General features: G+C 33.1%; 10 protein-coding genes. 8 read left to right on the forward strand and 2 right to left on the reverse strand.

The window, feature by feature from the left end:
- Positions 1–106 precede the first annotated feature (106 nt).
- The 3 genes from NZD85_RS10970 (at position 107) to tyrS (ending at position 6,213) form a co-directional block, all read left to right on the forward strand.
- A complete protein-coding gene (locus tag NZD85_RS10970; RefSeq protein ID WP_260541820.1) occupies positions 107–3,238 on the forward strand; it encodes a SusC/RagA family TonB-linked outer membrane protein in 3,132 nt (1,043 codons plus the stop codon).
- A 12-nt stretch (positions 3,239–3,250) separates the two neighbouring features.
- Positions 3,251–4,753 (forward strand): RagB/SusD family nutrient uptake outer membrane protein, encoded by a 1,503-nt coding sequence (locus NZD85_RS10975; protein WP_171623277.1) that lies wholly within the window; start codon positions 3,251–3,253, stop codon positions 4,751–4,753.
- A 164-nt stretch (positions 4,754–4,917) separates the two neighbouring features.
- A complete protein-coding gene (gene tyrS, locus NZD85_RS10980; RefSeq protein WP_171623276.1) occupies positions 4,918–6,213 on the forward strand; it encodes a tyrosine--tRNA ligase in 1,296 nt (431 codons plus the stop codon).
- A gap of 80 nt (positions 6,214–6,293) precedes the next feature.
- Here tyrS and trpA read toward each other — a convergent pair whose 3' ends face one another.
- Together trpA and NZD85_RS10990 are read right to left on the reverse strand one after the other, a co-directional pair.
- The gene (gene trpA / locus NZD85_RS10985; RefSeq protein WP_260541822.1) at positions 6,294–7,061 is read right to left on the reverse strand and encodes a tryptophan synthase subunit alpha; all 768 of its coding nucleotides are present in this window, start codon (positions 7,059–7,061) and stop codon (positions 6,294–6,296) included.
- 1 nt (position 7,062) lies between these two features.
- Positions 7,063–8,268, reverse strand: a complete 1,206-nt coding sequence (locus tag NZD85_RS10990; protein ID WP_260541823.1) for an endonuclease/exonuclease/phosphatase family protein — start codon at positions 8,266–8,268, stop codon at positions 7,063–7,065.
- 79 nt (positions 8,269–8,347) lie between these two features.
- On the opposite strand from NZD85_RS10990, the gene NZD85_RS10995 reads away from it, so the two are divergent.
- From NZD85_RS10995 to NZD85_RS11015, 5 genes are all read left to right on the forward strand, one after another.
- Positions 8,348–11,155, forward strand: coding sequence for a TonB-dependent receptor (locus tag NZD85_RS10995; RefSeq protein WP_260541824.1), 2,808 nt, complete (start codon positions 8,348–8,350; stop codon positions 11,153–11,155).
- Positions 11,156–11,179: 24 nt separating this feature from the next.
- Positions 11,180–12,574: a DUF5689 domain-containing protein gene (locus NZD85_RS11000; RefSeq protein WP_260541825.1), complete on the forward strand. Its 1,395-nt coding sequence runs from the start codon at positions 11,180–11,182 to the stop codon at positions 12,572–12,574.
- 390 nt (positions 12,575–12,964) lie between these two features.
- Positions 12,965–15,973: a SusC/RagA family TonB-linked outer membrane protein gene (locus tag NZD85_RS11005; RefSeq protein ID WP_260541826.1), complete on the forward strand. Its 3,009-nt coding sequence runs from the start codon at positions 12,965–12,967 to the stop codon at positions 15,971–15,973.
- Positions 15,974–15,987: 14 nt separating this feature from the next.
- Positions 15,988–17,475: a RagB/SusD family nutrient uptake outer membrane protein gene (locus NZD85_RS11010; protein ID WP_260541828.1), complete on the forward strand. Its 1,488-nt coding sequence runs from the start codon at positions 15,988–15,990 to the stop codon at positions 17,473–17,475.
- A gap of 329 nt (positions 17,476–17,804) precedes the next feature.
- Positions 17,805–20,825 (forward strand): SusC/RagA family TonB-linked outer membrane protein, encoded by a 3,021-nt coding sequence (locus NZD85_RS11015; RefSeq protein WP_260541830.1) that lies wholly within the window; start codon positions 17,805–17,807, stop codon positions 20,823–20,825.
- Position 20,826: the final 1 nt, after the last annotated feature.

Below are 20,826 nucleotides of genomic sequence, written 5' to 3' on the forward strand. Positions count from 1 at the left end.
AATAATTAAAAATATGTAATTATAAGTGGTTTTTTGTGTTAAAATTATGATTTTTTTGGAAATGTGTTAAAAAATGTTAATATTGCATTAGATAAATCAAAAACACATGAGAAAAAAAATGACTTCTTTATCATTGATCGCTTTTCTTGGGTTAAGTACACTTGTATTTGCTCAAACAAAAGGGACAGTGAATGATGCAAATGGTTTTCCAGAGTCTGACATTGAAGTTTCTGTAAAAGGAACTCAGAATATTGTGTATACAGACGAAAATGGAAATTTTGACATTGATGCTAAAGTTGGAGATATTTTAGTTATTAATGGCGAAGAGTATATAGTTACAAGTAATAATTTAGGAGTAATCAATCCTAAAAAAACTAGTACTGTAGATTTACAAGAAACTGTAGTTACAGCTTATGGTGTTCAAAAGAAAGAAACCGTAGTGGGTTCTAATGTTCAGATTAAATCTGAAGTTTTTGAAGATCGTGCATTAACTAATGTTGCAAAAGCCTTAGAAGGTGGAGCTCCTGGAGTTCAATTTTCAACTTCTACAGGACAACCTGGTTCTGGTGCTAATATTCGAATAAGAGGTATTTCTTCTTATAATTTATCAAATTCACCATTATTTGTTGTTGACGGTGCTATTTTCACAGGGTCTTTGTCTGATATTAATCCGAATGATATCGAATCGTTTAGTGTTCTAAAAGACGCTTCATCTACTTCATTATACGGATCTGCAGCTGCAAATGGAGTTGTAATGATTACGACAAAAAAGGGGAAGAAAGGAAATAAAGGGAAGTTCACATTTAGCTCGAATACCGGAGTTGTAACAAGAGGGGTGCCTGAGTATGCTAAGGTAGGAGCTGAAGATTATTATAAATTGACTTGGACATCAATGCGTAATGGTTATTTAGAATCAAACCCAAATGCTACAGTAGAACAAGCGAATCAATGGGCATCAAATAATTTGATAACTCAGAATTTGAAAAACAACATTTATAATGTTCCAAATAATGAGGTGATTATTAATGGTGAGTTGAACCCAAATGCGTCAATGTTATATAACGACTTTGATTGGATGGATGCTGTGACTAGAGTTGGATCTCTTCAACAATATAACTTGAGTTATGCAGGTGCTTCTGATGATACAAATTACTTTGCATCTTTAGGTTATAATAATGAAGAAGGTTATATTATAAAATCTGACTTCGAAAGATATAACGCTCGTGTAAATGTAGATTCTCGTGTAAGTAAATGGTTGAAAATTGGTACAGATATAACGGGTGCATTAACAAAATCTAAACAAGCAGAAGATGGAGAAGGTTCATCTTATATTAATCCATTTTATACTGCACGTTTTATGGGGCCAATATATTCACCGTATTTATACGATGATGAAGGGAAAAGAATGTACGATGAAAATGGTAACGTAAGATATGATGGTACTTTTACAAGAGGTCGTGGAGCAGGAGCAGGAGTAGGACGTAATGTTTTGCAAGAAACATTATTAAACGATCGTTTCCGTGAAACGAATGCTGTTTTTACCAGAACTTTTGCAGAGTTTAATTTGTTACCAGGATTAACATTTAGAACGAATGTTGCATATGATATCCAAAATTATAACTTCAAATCTTATCAGAACAAAGAAATTGGAGATGCAATTGGTACAGCTGCATTAGGGATTACAAGACAAAAAACAACATCATTAACTTTAAATCAAATTTTATCTTATCAAAAATCATTCGGACTACATAACTTACAAGTAGATTTAGGACACGAGTCTATTGATCGTAATATACAATATGCTTATACGAGAAAAACACACGAAGTTGTTGGAGGGATTAGAGAATTATCAAACTTTATCGTAAATACAAGTAATACTGGATACTCAATCGATTTAAGAAAAGAATCTTACTTTGGACGTGTTAATTATGATTACAATAGTACTTACTCTTTATCGGCTTCGGTAAGACAAGATCAATCTTCTCGTTTTGCACAAGGTAGAGATAAAGGAACATTCTGGTCAGCAGGTGCAGCTTGGAATATCCATAGAGAATCATTCTTGAGAGATTCAAGTTTTGTTAATCTATTAAAATTAAGAACATCTTATGGAGAAGTTGGGAATGATGGAGGAATGTCCGAAGCACCAGGATATCAAGCTGATTTGAATTTATATGATTTAGGATACAATAATGGGATGAATGGAGGTATTTATTTATCTCAAATGGGTAATCCTGATTTAACATGGGAAACAAATAAGCAATTTGATGTTGCATTAGAATTTAGTTTCTTAAATAATAGAATTTCCGGTAGTGTTGAATATTACAAACGTAAAACTGAAGATTTAATTTTCGCAGTTCCAACACCAAACTCATCAGGAGTACCAGGGAATAGTTTTAACAAAAACATTGGAGATCTAGAGAATTCAGGAATTGAGATTGCTTTACAATTCGGTATTATCCGTAACGAAAACTTCCGTTGGGATTTAAATGTAGATGCATCTACAATCAAAAATGAAATCTTAACAATGCCAAATGGTCAAGAAGAAATTATTAACGGAACAAAACGTTTGGCAGTAGGTCGCTCTTTATACGATTTTTGGTTAAGAAAGTATCATGGTGTAGACCCTTCTGATGGTCGTGCATTATATGTACAAGACCCTGAAAAAGATAATGATACAAGTACGCGTATCATTGACGGAAAAGCTTATACTGTAAATCATAATAACGCAGAGTATGGATATGTAGGATCTTCTATTCCAGATGTATACGGAAGTTTTTCTAATAACTTTTCGTACAAAGGTTTCTTCTTGAATACATTGTTTACTTATCAAATTGGAGGACAAACTTACGATGGAAATTATGCTAACTTAATTGACACAGCACCAGATGGAGGAGCAATCCATATTGATATGCTAAATGCATGGTCAACTCCAGGACAGGTGACGAACATTCCTAAATTATCAACTAATAATGTGAGCCAAAATTTAGCAGCTTCATCACGTTGGTTGGTAGATTCAGATTATTTAGCATTTAGATCAGCAACATTTGGATACTCTTTTAAGAAAGATCAAATTGACAGATTTGGATTGTCTTCTTTAAAACTGTTCTTAAGTGGAGAAAATCTTGTAAGCTGGACAGCTAGAAAAGGTTTAGAACCAGTACAGTCGTTTAATGGAACAACATCATACCGTTATACACCATCAAGAATTGTGAGTGTAGGGTTAAATGTTCAATTTTAAAAAAAATAAACAATGAAAAAAGTAAAATATATATTAGCAGCAATAGTTTTAGGGACTTCTCTATCCTTAACATCATGTGCTGATGATTTCTTAGATACAATTCCTACTTCAGAAATTGGAGATGAAACAGCATATTCTACAGGAGAAAACTTGATGACGATTATTAACGGGATGCATAGAAATATGTATGTTAGACAAAACTCTTCACAAGGTCAAAATGGATATACAGCCCAATTAATTGTAAGTGATGTATTAGGTGATGATGTTGTGTTTCCTTCTACAGGTAACGGATGGTTCGTTTCTACATTGAGATGGTTAGATATTAACAACGAATCTTCAGGAAATATCGCTTATCCATGGAATTTTTGGTACTCTATGATGCGTAATGCAAATAATGTTATTACATATGGGCAAGATGCAGGAGGTAATCAAACATTAAAGAATAATGCAATTGGACAAGCATATGCTTACAGAGCTTTTGGCTATTTTCAATTAGTTCAATTGTATGCTAATAGATACGAAGCAGGAAAAACGAATTCTCAATTAGGAGTAGTTATTCGCTTAGATCCTTCACCAGAGTTAATGGAAGATCCTAAAGAAAGATCTACAGTAGAAGAAGTGTATAAACAAATTTGGTCAGATTTAGATCAAGCTGAAAAACAATTAACAGGTATTTCTAAACTACACAACTCACATTTTTCTTTAGATAACGTACAAGGACTTAAAGCTCGTGTCGCATTGGTGCAACAAGATTATGCGAAAGCAGCACAATATGCGGCTTTAGCAAGAAAGAATAAAACATTGATGCCATCAGAAGATTATCTGAAAGGTTTTAATGATTTTACCAATAAAGAATGGATGTGGGGAATTGCAATTCAAGATGATCAAACTGATTTCTTTGGAAACTTTCATGCATATATGTCTCGTAATTATAACTCAACACAAATTCGTCAAGCTCCAAAAGTGATGAATCATAAGTTATATGCTGCTTTTCCAACATCGGATGTTCGTGCGCAAGTAGTTGATCCAACAGGAAATCATCCAGACTTAGGTTTGCCATCGAGTTATTCAAAATACCCATATACATCTCAAAAATTTTTAACAAAAAATAAAGATAATAATGTTGCGTTGGGTGATGTTCCTTTTATGCGAGTAGCAGAAATGTACCTAATAGAAGCCGAAGCAAAATATTATTTAGGAGACGAAGCAGGTTCTAAGAGTGTTTTGACTGAATTAGCACAAGCAAGAGATACAGAATTTACATCATTTACAACATCGGGACAAGCTTATTTAGACGAGTTGTATTTACACCGTCGTATCGAATTATGGGGAGAAGGATTCAGATTCTTCGATTTAAAACGTACAAAATCTGCCCTTAATCGTCGTGATACTGGTGCTGTAGCAGCTGTTATAAACAACGTATGGGAAGTTCCGGCTACAGATTTAAGATGGACTTGGGTTATTCCTCGTTCAGAATTAAATTCTAATCCTTTATGTGAACAAAATCCTTCATAACATTTTTTTAATATAATTTTATCCTCATATAATTATATCTCAAATCAAGGTTTTCCATTTGGAAAACCTTGATTTTTTTTATCTCTTTATTCACTATTAATATTACTGAAAAATAGTAACTTTGTAACTCGTAAAATTTAGATAAAAAACACATTAAATATACTATGAATCCATTAATTGAAGAATTGACTTGGAGAGGACTGGTTCACAATATAATGCCAGGGACAGAAGAACAACTAAATAAAGAAATGACTTCTGGTTATGTAGGTTTTGATCCTACTGCAGATTCTCTTCACGTAGGAAGTTTGGTTCCGATTTTCTTATTGGTTCATTTACAACGTCACGGACATCGTCCAATTGCTTTGGTTGGTGGTGCAACAGGATTTATTGGAGATCCAACTGGTAAAGCTGCAGAAAGAAGTTTGTTAGATGAAGAAACATTAAATAAATATGTAGCTGGAATTAAAGCGCAATTATCTCGTTTCTTAGATTTTGATACGAACAATGGTAATTCAGCTTTATTGGTGAATAACTACGATTGGATGAAAAATTTCTCTTTTATTGATTTTGCTCGTAACGTAGGGAAACATATTACAGTTAACTACATGATGGCGAAAGATTCAGTAAAATCGCGTCTTTCATCAGAGTCTAATGTCGGAATGTCGTTTACAGAATTTACGTACCAATTAATTCAAGGTTACGATTATTTGCATTTATACAAAGAGTTAGGTGTTAAATTGCAAATGGGAGGTTCTGATCAATGGGGAAATATTACGACAGGAACAGAATTAATTCGACGTACAGTTCAAGGAGAAGCGTTTGCGTTTACTTGTCCATTAACAACAAAAGCTGATGGTTCTAAATTTGGTAAATCTGAAGGAGGAGAAAATATTTGGTTAGACAAAAAAAGAACATCATCGTATAAATTTTACCAATTTTGGTTAAATCAAGCAGATGCAGATGCAGAACGTTACATCAAAATTTATACTTTCTTAGAAAAAGAAGCGATTGATGATTTGATCGAACGTCACCGTCAAGAACCGCATTTACGTGAATTACAACGTAAATTAGCAACTGAGATTACGATTTTAGTTCATGGTGTCGAAGAATTGAGAAAAGCAGAAAAGGCTTCTCAGGTTTTATTCGGAAAATCGACTTCAGAAGATTTAAAAGAATTGGATGGAGAAACATTTTTATCAGTTTTCGAAGGTGTACCACAAGCAACTGTAGCGATGACAGATATCGAAGCAGGATTAGATATTGTAGCTGCGTTAGCGGATAAAACAGGTTTCTTGAAATCGAATTCTGAAGCGCGACGTGAGTTAAAAGCAAATGCAATTTCAGTTAACAAAGAAAAAGTTGCAGATGATTTTGTATTGACAACAGAAAATTTAATAGCAGATAAATACGTGTTATTACAAAAAGGTAAAAAGAACTATTTTATCTTGATTGTAGAATAAATAGAAAAACATGTTTCAAATATAAAAGCAAGCCTTTACGAGGGCTTGCTTTTTTGTTTGTATGTTTTTTCGTAGGAAATTTATCTCAAACTCGAAATGTAATTTTTAATCGCTTCAGAATAATTGCCCTCAGCTTTTTCTAAAACACGTAAAAATGCACTTCCGATAATTGCACCATTTGCAAATTCCCATGCTTTTTCTACATCTTGTTTAGTCGAGATGCCAAATCCAATTTGATGAGGTTTCGTTAACCCTAAATTCTTGATGTTTGATAAAAAATCTTCGTTATAATTAGAAGTTGTTGCTCCTGTTGTCGCAGAATTTGATACAATGTAAACAAAACCAGAAGTAGCATCGTTGATCTCTTTTACACGTTTTTCGGTTGTTAAAGGCGTAATTAAGAACGTAACATTTTGATCATACTTTTCGAAAAGTTCTTTGTGTTGAGTCAAGTAAATATCGTAAGGCATATCGGGTAATATCAATCCAGAAACACCACTCTCTTTACAATGCTGTAAAAACTTCTCTAATCCAAATGTCATGACTTGATTATAGTAACCCATTAATACAATAGGTGCAGAAATTTCATCCTTTACATCTTTTAATTGTTCGAATAAAATATTCAATGTCATTCCATTGGCCAAAGCTTTTTCGCTCGTTGCTTGAATTGTTGGACCATCTGCTAAAGGATCAGAATATGGAATTCCGACTTCTATAATATCAACTTTGTTTTTGTCTAATTCTCTTAAAACAAATGGGGTATCCGATAAATTTGGATACCCAGCAGTTGTGTATATTGTAAGAAGACGATTATTTTTTTGACCAAATAATTGTGCTAATTTATTCATATTATTTCACTTGTTTTAATAAGATTGTGTAAACAGGGAAGTGGTCAGAGTAACCATTTGCACGATATGTATCACCACTCCACATACGATTTGGAAAACCTTTGTATGCACCTTCTGTTGCAATTAGATAATCTTTGTTAAAAACCTCTGTTTTAAAGATTTTATAAGAAGAATAATCTTTGTTTTTTGTAACCAATGATGAAGTAGATATAAATTGATCAAATAAATTCCAAGCATCACGATAAGCTAAAGTCCCAATTCCTTTTTTGTATAAAGGTAACATTGGATTATAGTAGCCGTTTTCTGTTGATTTAGAAATTTCTCCAGCAGGATTGAATGTGTTTTTGATACTTGGTGAAATAGGATCATCATTAAAATCTCCCATTGCAATTACTTTTGCATTCGGATTTTGAGCTTTTAAATCTTCAAAAATACCTTTCATCACTTTTGCAGCTTCCATACGAGCTGGCATCGAAGCTTTTTCTCCTCCACTACGAGATGGCCAGTGGTTAACTAAAAACGTAATTTCTTCTCCATCTAATAATCCAGTCACTTGTAAAATATCACGTGTGTATCGACGTCTACCATCTGCATCATAATTAAAAATAGGATGAGGTTTTGCTTCAATTACTTTGAAACGAGATTTTTGATACAATAAACCTGTGTCAACTCCTCTGGCATCAAATGAATTAAAATGAACAACACCATAATCGTATTTTTTTAAAGCCGAACTGTTTGCTAAATCTTCTAAAACTTCTTTCGTTTCAATTTCGCAAATCCCTACAATAACAGGTGCGGTATTTGTAACATCAGCGCCTAATTCGCTAATTACTTTTGAAATATTATTGATTTTTTGAAAATATTTTTGCGTATTCCATCTTTTATTCCCATTTGGTAAAAACTCTTCTTGAAGAATTAAAGGACGAATAATTTTCTTTCCTTTTATGTTTTCGTAGGTGTAACTTTGTTTGAAATCTTCTGTTTCGTACTTTGAAATGTCAGATTCTGCAATCTGGATATGATAATTTTTATCATTAAATGGTAATGTTCCGTCAATATATCCCACCGATTTTATGGTGTCAAAAATATTTTCAACATTATAAAAAGCGACTGTCGCACTCGCATATTTAGTTTGAGCTTGAGTAGTTAACGTTAAAAATAAATTAAAGATTATTAATAAAGTTAAAGATTTATTAATTTTAAACATATGTTATTAATTATGAATTTACTAAATTTGTTGTCCTATTTTTTTTAGATAGCTAATTTATAAATAAAAATTCGTTTGAATGAACAAATTATTGTTAAGTCTTTCGGTCTTTGCTGCAACTGTCGCTTTTGCACAGGCGCAGACAAAGGTTACTGGGGTGGCTAAAAATGCTGCAACTGGTGAAGAGGTTTATAACCTCACTGTACGATTAGACGGAGGCGCAGTGAATGATGCTGCGATTACTGATCGTATAGGTTATTTTCAGTTTGTTGATATTCCAGATGGAACATACAAATTACAAGTTTATGGCGTAGGGTACGACCCTTTTGAAAAAGAAATCACTGTAGCAGGACAAAAAGAGCTTGACTTAGGTGAAATTAAATTAACATTTAATCCAAATACAGCAGAAGTTGGTATTATTACATTAACAGATGATGAGTTATCTGATGATGAAAGTTCTACAGCTTCAAATTCAGGACTTTTACAATCTTCACGCGACGTTTTTGCTCGTGTATCTGCATACGAATTAGGTTCGTATTGGTTTAAACCAAGAGGTTTAGATAACAAATATAATGACGTACATTTTAATGGAGTTCGTATGAACAAAATGGATAATGGACGTGCAACCTTCAATAACTGGGGAGGTCTAAATGATGTTACTCGTCGTCCAGAAGAGTTAACATACGGATTAGAGCCTTCTAAATATGCTTTTGGAGATTTAGGAGGAGTAACAAATTTTGATACTCGTCCTTCGACAATGCGTAAAGGAGTAAGTTTAGCTTATTCTAACACCAATCGTTCGTACAGAAATCGTGTAATGGCAACCTATAACACAGGTTTGATGGATAATGGTTGGGCATTTATGATTTCAGGAAGTAGACGTTGGGCTGAAGAAGGAATTATAGAAGGTACTTTTTATGATGCTTATGCGTACTATTTAGGTATAGAGAAAAAGTTTAATGAAAAACATACCTTAAACTTGACAAGTTTTGGTGCGCCTACTCGTCGTTCTACTGGTTCTCCAAATACACAAGAAGTGGTAGATATGAAAGGAATTTACTACAATTCGTATTGGGGATGGCAAGATGGTGAAAAACGTAACGAACGTGTGAAGAAAACCTTCGAACCAGTAAATATGTTAACGCACCATTGGAATATTAATGAAAAATCTAAATTGACAACAACACTTTCGTATCAATTTGGTAAAGAAAGTGGTTCTCGTTTAGATTGGTTTAATGCAAATAATCCATCACCAACGTATTATGGAAACATGCCAAGTTATTATCTTTTTGATCGTAACAATATCAATGGAATTCCAACAGATTTTCAGCAAGCAAACTACAATAAAGTACTTGGTCAATGGAGAAATGGAGAGATTTCTCAGTTAAATTGGGGTAATTTATATAGAGCTAATGAAAATAGTGCTACAGGAAGAGCAGCATATTGGTTGACAGCTGATGTTAACGAAGATCAAACAGCTACTGCTTACACAAATTTCCAAACAGAGTTAGCACCAAATATCGATTTGACAATCGCAGCATCTTACCAAAATACAAAATCTAAATTGTATCGTGAGATCCAAGATTTAATGGGTGCGCAATATGTGTTGAATACAGATGATTATAACTCTATAGTAGATAATGGTGTAGCACGTTATTATCGCTTTAATCTTTTAGATAACCGTGATGCTTCTGAAAGAGATAGAGTTGGAAAAGGAGATAAACAAGAGTACTACTACGAAATTAACCGTGATTATGCAGATTTATATATGCAGTCTAAAATCAAAGGAAAATTTTTAGATGTAACGATTGGAATGAAAGCTGCCTTAACGAAGTTCTATCGTGATGGTAAATTTCAAAACGAAATGTACAAAGATCGTTCTTATGGAAAAAGTAAAACGTATGATTTCGTAGATTTTGGAGTTAAATCTAATTTCTTGGTAAAATTAGACGGACGTAATTTTGTGCAAGCAAATGTAATGTATCAAACAGAAGCACCAACTTCTGATGAAATTTTTCCAAATGCTCGTATGAATGATGTAACTGTTGATGGAATAGAAAGTGCGAAAATTTTCTCAAGTGATCTATCATATATTTTAAGAGCGCCACGTATCAAAGCTCGTGCTACTGCATACTATACAAGAACAAAAGATGAAATTGAAAAATCGTTTGGTTATATCGATGGAACAAGTGACGAAAGTAGATTATTTGTATCAGAAGTAATGACTGGTGTTGGTAAAGAATATTTAGGAACTGAGTTGGCTGTAGAAGCACAAGTTTTACCCGTTCTTACTTTATCAGCAGTAGCATCTATTGGTCAATATATTTACAAAGATAATCCAAGCTATAATTTATATTCAGACGAATTTGGTGTACAAGGTATTCCTTACAAAAATTTCGGAACAGCTCATATCGAAAATTATAAAGTAGCGTCAGGGCCTCAATCAGGATTTTCTTTAGGAGCAGAATATCGTGCACCTAAGTTTTGGTGGGTAGGTGTTTCAGGGAATTATTTAATGAATAATTATGCTGATATCGCTCCATACCGTAGAACAAGCGGTTTTGTTACAGGTGCTCAAGGTGCAGTTGTGCCTAATGTAACTGAAGAAGGATTGAAACAAGTGTTAAAACAAGAAAAATTTAGTGATGAATTTATGTTGAATATCAACTTAGGAAAAACATTCCGTATTGGTAAATATTCTGCAGGAATTTCAGGAACGATCAATAATGTTTTAAACAATAAAAGTTATGTCACTGGAGGATTTGAACAAATGAGAATTGGTAACTACAACAATGCAATCGATAAAAATTATCAACGCATGTTTGGACCAAAAATGTTCTATGGAATGGGAACAACTTATTTTGCAAACATTTATTTCAGATTTTAATTAACGACTAAAGAAAATATAACAATGAATACAATATCAAAAATAACATTAGCTACAGCCTTAAGTTTAGGCTTATTTACAGCACAGTCGTGTGTACAAGATGACGACTATTCAACTCCTCCAATCGAGTGTAACTTACCTACAGCGAATATTACTTTACCAGAGTTAATGCAAAAAGTGAATTCGAATCAATTAAACGTTGATGAGAATAAAGCAATTCTTGATGATTTAATTTTAGAAGCGTATGTTATTTCAAGCGATGAAACAGGAAATATCTACAAAACAATTTCTATTCAAGATGATCCAGTAAATCCAACTGTCGGAACTCAAATAGAAATTAATGCAGGTAATCTATATACAAAATACCCTTTAGGTTCTAAGATTCAAATTCGTCTTAAAGGCTTAAGAGCTCAACAAGATACAAGAGCAGGTATTGTAAAAATCGGATCAGTGGACCCTTCTTTTGATATAGGTCGTATAGGTCTTACAGAGTATGAGAAATATGTAGTTAAAACATGTGAGCCTATTCAAGCTATTCAGCCAAAAGAGTTCAATAGTTTAGCAGAGGCAATGAGAAATGAGAATGTGAACACATTAGTTAAGATTAACAATGTACAATTCTTACAACCAGATGTTGATAAAACATATGGTACAGCATCTCAAATAGAGAACAGAGAATTAGTTGATAAAACAGGAAGCCGTTCAGGTGTAGTATTAAGAAACTCAAACTTTGCAGATTGGAAAGACGAGCCATTACCAACAGGAAGTGGTTCTATTACAGTTGTAGTTTCTAAATATGGGTCTACTTGGCAAGTATATATCCGTGATACAAAAGATGTCAACTTTGATCAACCTCGTTTTGATGTAGGTGGAGGACAAAATCCAGGTGGCGGAAATGATACAGAAGCTGCTAACTTGTTATTTAAAGGATCTGATTTTAACGTTTGGGCAGATTTTATGTCTTCTATTAACGCAAAATTTGGACTTAAAGACTATGCAACAAGTGCTGTAGGTTTAGGAAGAGATGATTCGAATGCATTACAAATAAAAGGAACACCAGCAGGTAACGATTATGTATTTACTGCAAAGTTAACAAACGAACTTCCTACTAATCCGAAGAAAATTACATTCTATGTAAAAGGTAAATCAGGAAAATCATTATCATTAAATGTAAACAAATCTACAACTGGTTTTACACCTTTTAATGTAGGCGAATTAGCAAATCAACCAGTTACAGTTTCTGGAGCAGAAAATAACCAATACAATGGTGCAATAGATACAAAAGGAGAATGGGTTCTTGTAACCTTAAATATTGAAGGACTTGATATTCAAAAAACAGTCGGAAATGACTTATTTTCTTTAAAAGTAGGAAAAGAAGTTGCGTACGATTTAATTATCGATAATATCAAAATTGATTAATTGACCAATTAATTGATTTAACTTTAAGACGGCTATTTTAGCCGTCTTTTTTATTTTAAAAATTATTTTTCCATTAAGAAAAAGATAATTTTTAGTGTCATTTTTTAACGGTTCTTCGTATAAAAAAATAATTGTAATTAATTGTTTTTTTAATATTATGCAATATTGATTTTAGTGTAATTGAAAATAATTAACATAAAAACAGATAGATGTTTATCATATTTGTTAAAAATGTAATCTTTCTAAAATTATCATTCTCTCAAATTTTAAAGCTGATAAATAAAACCTTTTTTGTCTTGATTTAATAAAATATTAAATATTTATCAATTTGTTTTATTTAGCTAAAATTTAATTTGCGGATTTGTTCCCCTATTTTATAAAAATAAGACTATGAGGAGAATAATCACATCTTTGAGTTTATTGGCTTTCCTTGGTTTAGGAACAGCTGCATTTGCTCAAGTAACAGGTGTTGTAAATGACGCAGATAATTTTCCGGAATCGGATGTAGAAGTATCTGTAAAAGGTACGGACAAAGTTGTCTATACTGATTTAGACGGAAAATTTGATATTGATGCTAAAATTGGAGATGTTTTAGTAATTAATGGGAAAGAATTCACAGTAACAAGCAATAGCTTAGGAACTTTAAAGTATGTTGCTACAACAAGTAGTCCAGTTGATTTAAGTGAAGTAGTTGTAAAATCTATTTTCAACGCTCCATCTAAATCAGGTGTAACAACTGTTAAGGCAAAAGATTTAGAACAGATGAACCCTTCTGTTTCTATTGACCAAATGTTGGGAGGTAAAGCGGCTGGTTTGTCATCTCAAGCAATGAGTGGTGCTCCTGGTGCAACTGCTAACGTTACAATTCGTGGAGCAATTGGTTTGAATGGTGGTGTAAAATCTCCATTATATGTTGTTGATGGTACGTATATGACAGCTTCTGATGTTAATACAATTAACCCTGCAGATATCGAAGAAGTAAAGGTATTGAAAGATGCTTCTCAATTAGCAATCTTTGGATCTCGTGGAGCGAACGGTGTAATCATCATGAAAACTAAATCTGCGAAAAAAGGTGAAGCAATTGTAAGCTATTCGTCTCGTATTGGAGTTAACGATATGGTTGACTTGCCAAATATTAATTTGATGAATGCCGAGCAATTGTTAAATTACCAAAATAGTTTAAGTACTATTCCTAATTTAGGATTAGGACAAGCTCGTACTTCAGAAGAAATCGCACGTTTATCAAAGAATGACCACAAATGGTCTGATGATTTATACAAAAATGGTTTAACATCATCTCACTTTGTTTCGATTAGTAAAAATGATGGTGAATCATCAAATAATTTTTCTATTGGATATGATAAGAACGAGGGTGCTGTACAGTATTATAATGGTTTAGAAAGAATTTCTGCAACATTTAATAATACAACTAAAGTAAAAGATTGGTTACGTTACGGTGTTAATGTAAATGGATCTTATACAACTTTAGATTCTCCTCGTGACCGTGTGAATGCACAATCACCTTTCTTTAATACATTAATGAATCGCCCATACGAAACATTCTATCAAATGGATGCAAACGGTGATTATGCATTAGATGAACAAGGAGATCGTATCTACAATCCAAATGCAAACTACATGGGATACCCTGTTGCAGATGAGATGGAAAATACTGATGCTGAAACAAGATATTTACGTATTTATGGGACTGGATTTGTAGAAGCTGATATTACAAAAAATGTATCAGCACGTACAACTTTTGGTGCAACATATAACCGCACACAATATGAAAACTTCCTAAAACCATCTGCGTTATTATCTGAATTATTAGGTGATGCTGGTGCTAAAACAGATAGAAGTACAGATCGTTTCGATTACAACTGGCGTAATGAGGTTTCTTACGAAAATAGTTTTGGAAAACATAACTTACGCGTAACAGCTGCAACAGAATATATTAACCAAAGTTTATATTCAATGTCTTTATATGGAGCAGGTTTTCCTAACGATAATTTACAAACGCAAGGTTCAGCTACTTTAATCGAACAAAATTCAAGATCAGAAAGATGGAGAGTAACTAAATTTGGTTATTTAGGGGCAGCGTCTTATGATTTTGCTAATAAATATTTTGTAGATGCTTATGTTCGTCGTGACGGTACTTCTTTAGCAGGTTTAGATAATAAATATGGAACATTCTGGGGTGTTGCTTTGGGATGGAATTTAGCAAAAGAGAACTTTTTACGTGATGCAAAAGCAGTTAGTAATTTAACACTTAAAGCATCATACGGTGAAGTAGGAGATGACTCAGGTTTGGCACGTTATGCAAATATGAACTTGATGAATATCTTAGGAACTTATAATGGTAATCCTGCAAGTTTTCCTACAACTAACTTAGCTGATGTTAATGCAACTTGGGAAACTAACAAGAAATTTAATGTAGGAGTTGATTTCGGATTCTTTGGAAGTCGTTTAACAGGTTCTGCTGCATATTTCAATGAATTACGTTCAGACTTTATTTTTAACAAACAACTATCTGCAGAAGCAGGAGGATATATAACAACTGTTAATGCTGGAGAAATTAAAACAGAAGGTGTTGAGTTAGAGTTAAACTATGATGTAATTCGTTCTAAAAACTTTGATTTATCTTTCTACGGTAACGTAACAAACTTAAATTACAAAGTTAATGAATTAGCAGATGGTCAAAATTCATTGATCATGTCTGATTCTTACGAAAGTATGATTCATGTATCAGGTGGTAAACCTTACCAATTCTATTTAGTAAAACATGCAGGTGTTGACGCAAATACGGGTAAAGATTTGTACTTTGATAAAGACGGAAACATAACGGATGTTTATGATGGTGGTGACGCTGTTGCAACAAATAAAACGCCACTTCCAAAATTAATGGGAGGTTTCGGATTGAATGCAAAATTCTACGGATTTGACATTAATGCAGACTTTACATACTCAGCAGGTGGATACATGTACAACAACACATACGCATACTTAACAGATCCAACATCTTTAGATAACCACGTGGTAGAAGCAGCAAATTACTGGAAACAACCAGGTGATCATGCAGCATTTGCAATGCCTAATACAACAGGGCCAGAATATTCTACAAAATATTTAGAGAGCTCAGATTATATCGCATTCCGTAGTTTATCATTAGGATACAATTTCTCTAAGTTAGTAGAAGGTACTTTTGTTAAAAATTTAAGAATGTTTGCTCAAGTACAAAACTTAGCATTGTGGACAAATTACCATGGTAACCCAATTGCTGGTACAGGAACAAGTGAAAGTAGTGCGGCAGGATCATCAGGATATGTATCTAACTCATTTACAGCGTTCTCTTATCCGTTAGTTCGTTTTTTTTCAATCGGATTTAATGTATCATTCTAAAAAATTGTAACAAAATGAAAAAAAATATTTTAGTATTATCATTATTAGCTTGTGCATTAAGTTTTACATCATGTAGTGATGATGATATCAATCAAAAACCATTCGACGCTATTGAAGTTTCAGATTATTACAAAACAGAATCTGATTTTACCAATGCATTAAATGGAGTATACAAAGGTTTTGGTCAAGCAGGTTATTATGCAGGATTAAGCAATGCAAGTGATATTATCGCAGTTGGTGATATTATGTCTGACAACTTAATCTTAGATCCTAATGGACGTCGTTCAGGACAAAGAGCGCATACATGGGCATATAATTCTAACTCTGTACCAACAAGTATTTATTCAACATCATACAATATTATCTCAAGAGCCAATATTATTTTAGCTAATGCAGATAATTTACCTGATGGTGATTTCAAGAATAATGTTGTCGCTCAAGCAAAAGCTGTTCGTGCATTAGCACACTTTGAGGTAGCTCGCACTTATGCCGAAATTCCTACACAATCTGCAGATGCACCTACAACTGTAGGTATTGCATATATCGATCAATATGATCCAAAAGCAATGCCTAAACGTGATGCTACAATTGCAGAAACGTACGATAAAATGATTGCAGATTTAGAAGCAGCTATTCCAAATTTGAAAGCAACAAAAGAAGCGTCTGTAATTAATCAATATGCAGCTCAAGCTTTATTAGGTAAAATATATTTATACAAAGGAGATTACAAGAAAGCAATCGAATTTACACAACCTGCTGTTGATGCAGTAGCACCAGCTAATCCTTCTGAATTAGCAGCGTTGTGGACATCTAATAATAGCAATGGAGTATTATTCGAAATTCCATTTGTTAATTCTGGAGATCCTACAATTGGTACAAATTTTAGTCAAGGAGCAACTGATGAAAATATTGTAATTGAATACGCGGTAGATAAAGATTTTTATGCTTTATACAATCAAGAAACAGAACCTGAGCGTGTTAATGCATATTTCAAAGTTTTTACCCCTTCTAATCATGATTATCAACAAGTAATTGCTGTTAATAAATACATCAATGGTAAAGTTAAATTAGGATTAAATAACGGTCGTTATTTACGTGTTGAAGAAGCAATCTTAAATTTAGCGGAAGCTCAATATTTAGCAGGAGACAGTGCAAGTGCATTAACAACTCTTAATAAATTGAGAGATGTACGTTACTCTTCATACGAAGGAGGAGAAACAGGAGCTGCTATTTTTGATGCAATCCAATTAGAGCGTCGCAAAGAATTAGCTTTCGAAAACGGTGACCGTTGGTTCACATTAAAACGTTTACAAGGTGTTAGTGGAATTTCTTCAGCTTACACAAGTGGAATTCAGAGAAGTGGAAATGGATATTTAGCAGATGGTACTGGTACATCTTCTTCTGAATTAACATTAAAAGCTGGTGATTTCAAATGGCAATTTCCAATTCCTCAATCTGTATTAAATTTAAATACAAATATGACGCAAACTCCAGGTTATTAATATATAAAGATTTTTAATAAACTTGTTAAATACCAAAATGGCTATCTTTTTAGATAGCCATTTTTTTTGATAAATATTATGAAGCTTTAAGATTAAATTAAAGGTAAAGTTAAAATCAATAATGTAAAAAAGAATATTAAAGATAAGTTTTATTTATTAACGACATGCAATTAATTTAATTTAGTGATATTTTTTGAATATAATTGTTGTTATTTAGTATTATATAGCTATTTTATATTGTATACTTGATAAATAAAAAAAACCTTAAGTTTTTGGAAATCTTAAAAAAAAGTTAGAGTTTTGTCCAAAATGTTATAAAATATAAAACTATGAGGAGAAGATTAACATCTTTGGGCTTATTAGCTTTCCTAGGGTTAGGAACAATGGCTTTTGCTCAAGTAACGGGTGTAGTTAACGATGCCAACAATTTCCCAGAGTCTGACGTAGAGGTTACTGTAAAAGGTACTGATAAAGTTGCATATACAGACGAGAATGGGAATTTTAACATTGATGCTAAAGTAGGAGATACATTAGTAATCAATGGAAAAGAATTTAAAGTAACTTCTACTAACTTAGGAGCTTTAAAATTTGCTGATGAAACAAAAGATTTAGACGAGGTTGTTGTTATTGGTTTTGGTCAAACAAAAACTGTAAAAGAAATAACAGGTGCTACAAGTACAATGACATCAAAATCTATTGAAGACCTTCCAGTTGCTTCTGTAGATAAAATGTTACAAGGACGTGTGTCTGGGGTACAAACAGGTAATGCTTCAGGGCAACCAGGAGGTATGGCTAATGTACGTGTACGTGGTATTTCTTCTATTAACGGTAGTACAAACCCAATTTGGATTGTTGATGGAGTACGTGTTTCAAGTGGTGATTTAACAAGAAATAATACTACAAGTAACATTTTAGCAAGTATGAATCCTGATGATATCGAAAGTGTAACTGTTTTAAAAGATGCCGTTTCAACAGCAGTATATGGTGCTGATGCAGGAGCAGGTGTAATTATTGTTACAACAAAATCAGGAAGAAAAGGTGCTGCTAAATTTAACTTCTCTTCATCTATTGGATGGAATGACCGTGCAGTTGAAGGGTACAGACCATTTACTGCTAACGAATACAAAGAGTATTTAGCTGTAGGTGTAATGAACAGATATCAAGCGGCAAATCCAGGAATGTTTGATGATTTGACAATGACTTATAAAACATTAGCAGATGGAGCTTTAGGAGCAAGTGTTGCTGGTATTTATAATTCTACAGCAGATACAAATTGGAAAGATGAAACTCAAAAGAAAGGGTTTCAACAAAATGTAGACTTTAATGTTTCTGGAGCTAATGATAGATTATCTTACTACGCTTCTGCTAACTATTTTAAACAAGAGTCTGTAATTAAAAATTCTGATTTCAAACGTTTAGCATTCACAAATAAATTATCTTACCAAGCAACTGATAAATTAAAATTATCTACAGACATCCAAATGTCTTATAGTAATTTAAAATCTTTGCCAGATGGAGGAGGATTTGCTAACCCTATTTTATCTCAATATTTTAATAGACCAACAGATCCAGTAAGAAACGCAGACGGTTCTTATTACTGGGATCCTTCAAGTGGTCGTTTATCAAATGGACAATTCAATCCAGCTGCTTTATTAGATTTAAACTACAGTAAAGCTCAGACTGCAAGAGTTTTTGCAAACTTTAAGGCTGAATATGATATTTGGAAAAATATTAAATACACATTAGTATTTGCCCCTGAATATATTAATATCGAAGAAGATAGATACTATAGCCCTTTACACGGAGATGGTTTTTCTAGAAACGGGATGAGTAATGCTTATGTAAGTAGATATTTCAATTTCAACGTACAGAATATGGTTAGTTGGAACCAAAAATATGATTTACATAATGTAGGTGTTTCGTTAATTCAAGAAGCATATAAATCTGATTCTAAATTCTTAAATGCGAGTGCTCAAAACGTAGGTTCTCCTAACTTAGAGACATTAACTAACTTTGTTGTGCCATTAGGATATGGTGGTACTAGAGGTGTTTCATCTCGTTGGGGATATGCAGCTACTGCACACTACGATTATGACAGATTAATTTTAGTAGACGCTTCTTATCGTCGTGATATTTTATCTCAATTTATGCCAGGTCAAAAAGAAGGAGATTTCTGGTCTGCTGGAGTAGGTGTTGATTTAGCTAGAATTGGAATGCTTAAAGGTAGCCGCGCTATATCGATGATGAAATTAAGAGCATCTTACGGTAAAATTGGTAACCAAGTATCTGCAAATCCTTATGGATTATATTCATTTAATTCGAATTACAATGATGCAGCAGGAGCAAATTATTCAGGAGTGTTTAATCCAAACTTGTCATGGGAAACTGTTAACCCATTCAACGTAGGGATCGATTTCGGATTCTTAAATGATCGTATTAAATTCTCTGCTGAATATTTCAACAAGAAAACAAAAGACTTAATTTCTAGTATTCCAATTTCAGGATCTCAAGGAATGACTTCTTACGTTGATAATATTGGAGAGTTAGTAAACGAAGGATTCGAATTCTCTTTAAATGCTGATATCATTAGAGGAGACCGTAATCAATTTAACTGGAATTTAGGATTTAACTTATCTACGTTAAATAACGAAATTACAGATTTATATGGTGGTGAAGTAAAAACTTCAACTACTATCATGAGAGAAGGTGAAGGTGTTCGTACATTCTATTTAAGAAAATGGGCTGGTGTAGACGCTGCAACTGGTGATCCATTATGGTACATTAACGGTAAAGATGGAGCAACAACAAATAACTATAATGAAGCTGTACAAGAAGTACAAGGTTCATTTATGAGTAATGTGTTTGGAGGTCTTAATACAACATTATCTTACCAAGGATTCTCATTAGATTTACAATTCACATACGGATTTGGAGGGAAAATCTATGACGATTGGTCTTCTTACGCTTTTAGTGATGGACAATATACAGCAAACTACCCTGGTTATGGAGATGTAATGGGAGATTATTGGACACCTGAAAATACAACAGCTTCTAATCCAAAACCAGTTTATGGAGGAAATAAAAGATCAAACGCGGCTTCTACACGCTTCTTGTATGATGCAGATTACATTCGTTTAAGTAACGCAAGATTAGCCTATACATTTGACTCTAAAATGTTGCAAGGAACTGGACTTAATTCAGTTCAAATGTATGTGATGGCAAATAACGCCTGGACACACAATTTTGATGATAGATTGAAGTTTGATCCAGAAACTAACATTGCTGGGTACACAAACTTTAGTTTACCTGTATTAAAAACATTCTTATTAGGTGTTAACGTTAGTTTCTAAA

The organism is Empedobacter stercoris, from assembly GCF_025244765.1.
Taxonomy (GTDB): Bacteria; Bacteroidota; Bacteroidia; order Flavobacteriales; family Weeksellaceae; genus Empedobacter; species Empedobacter stercoris.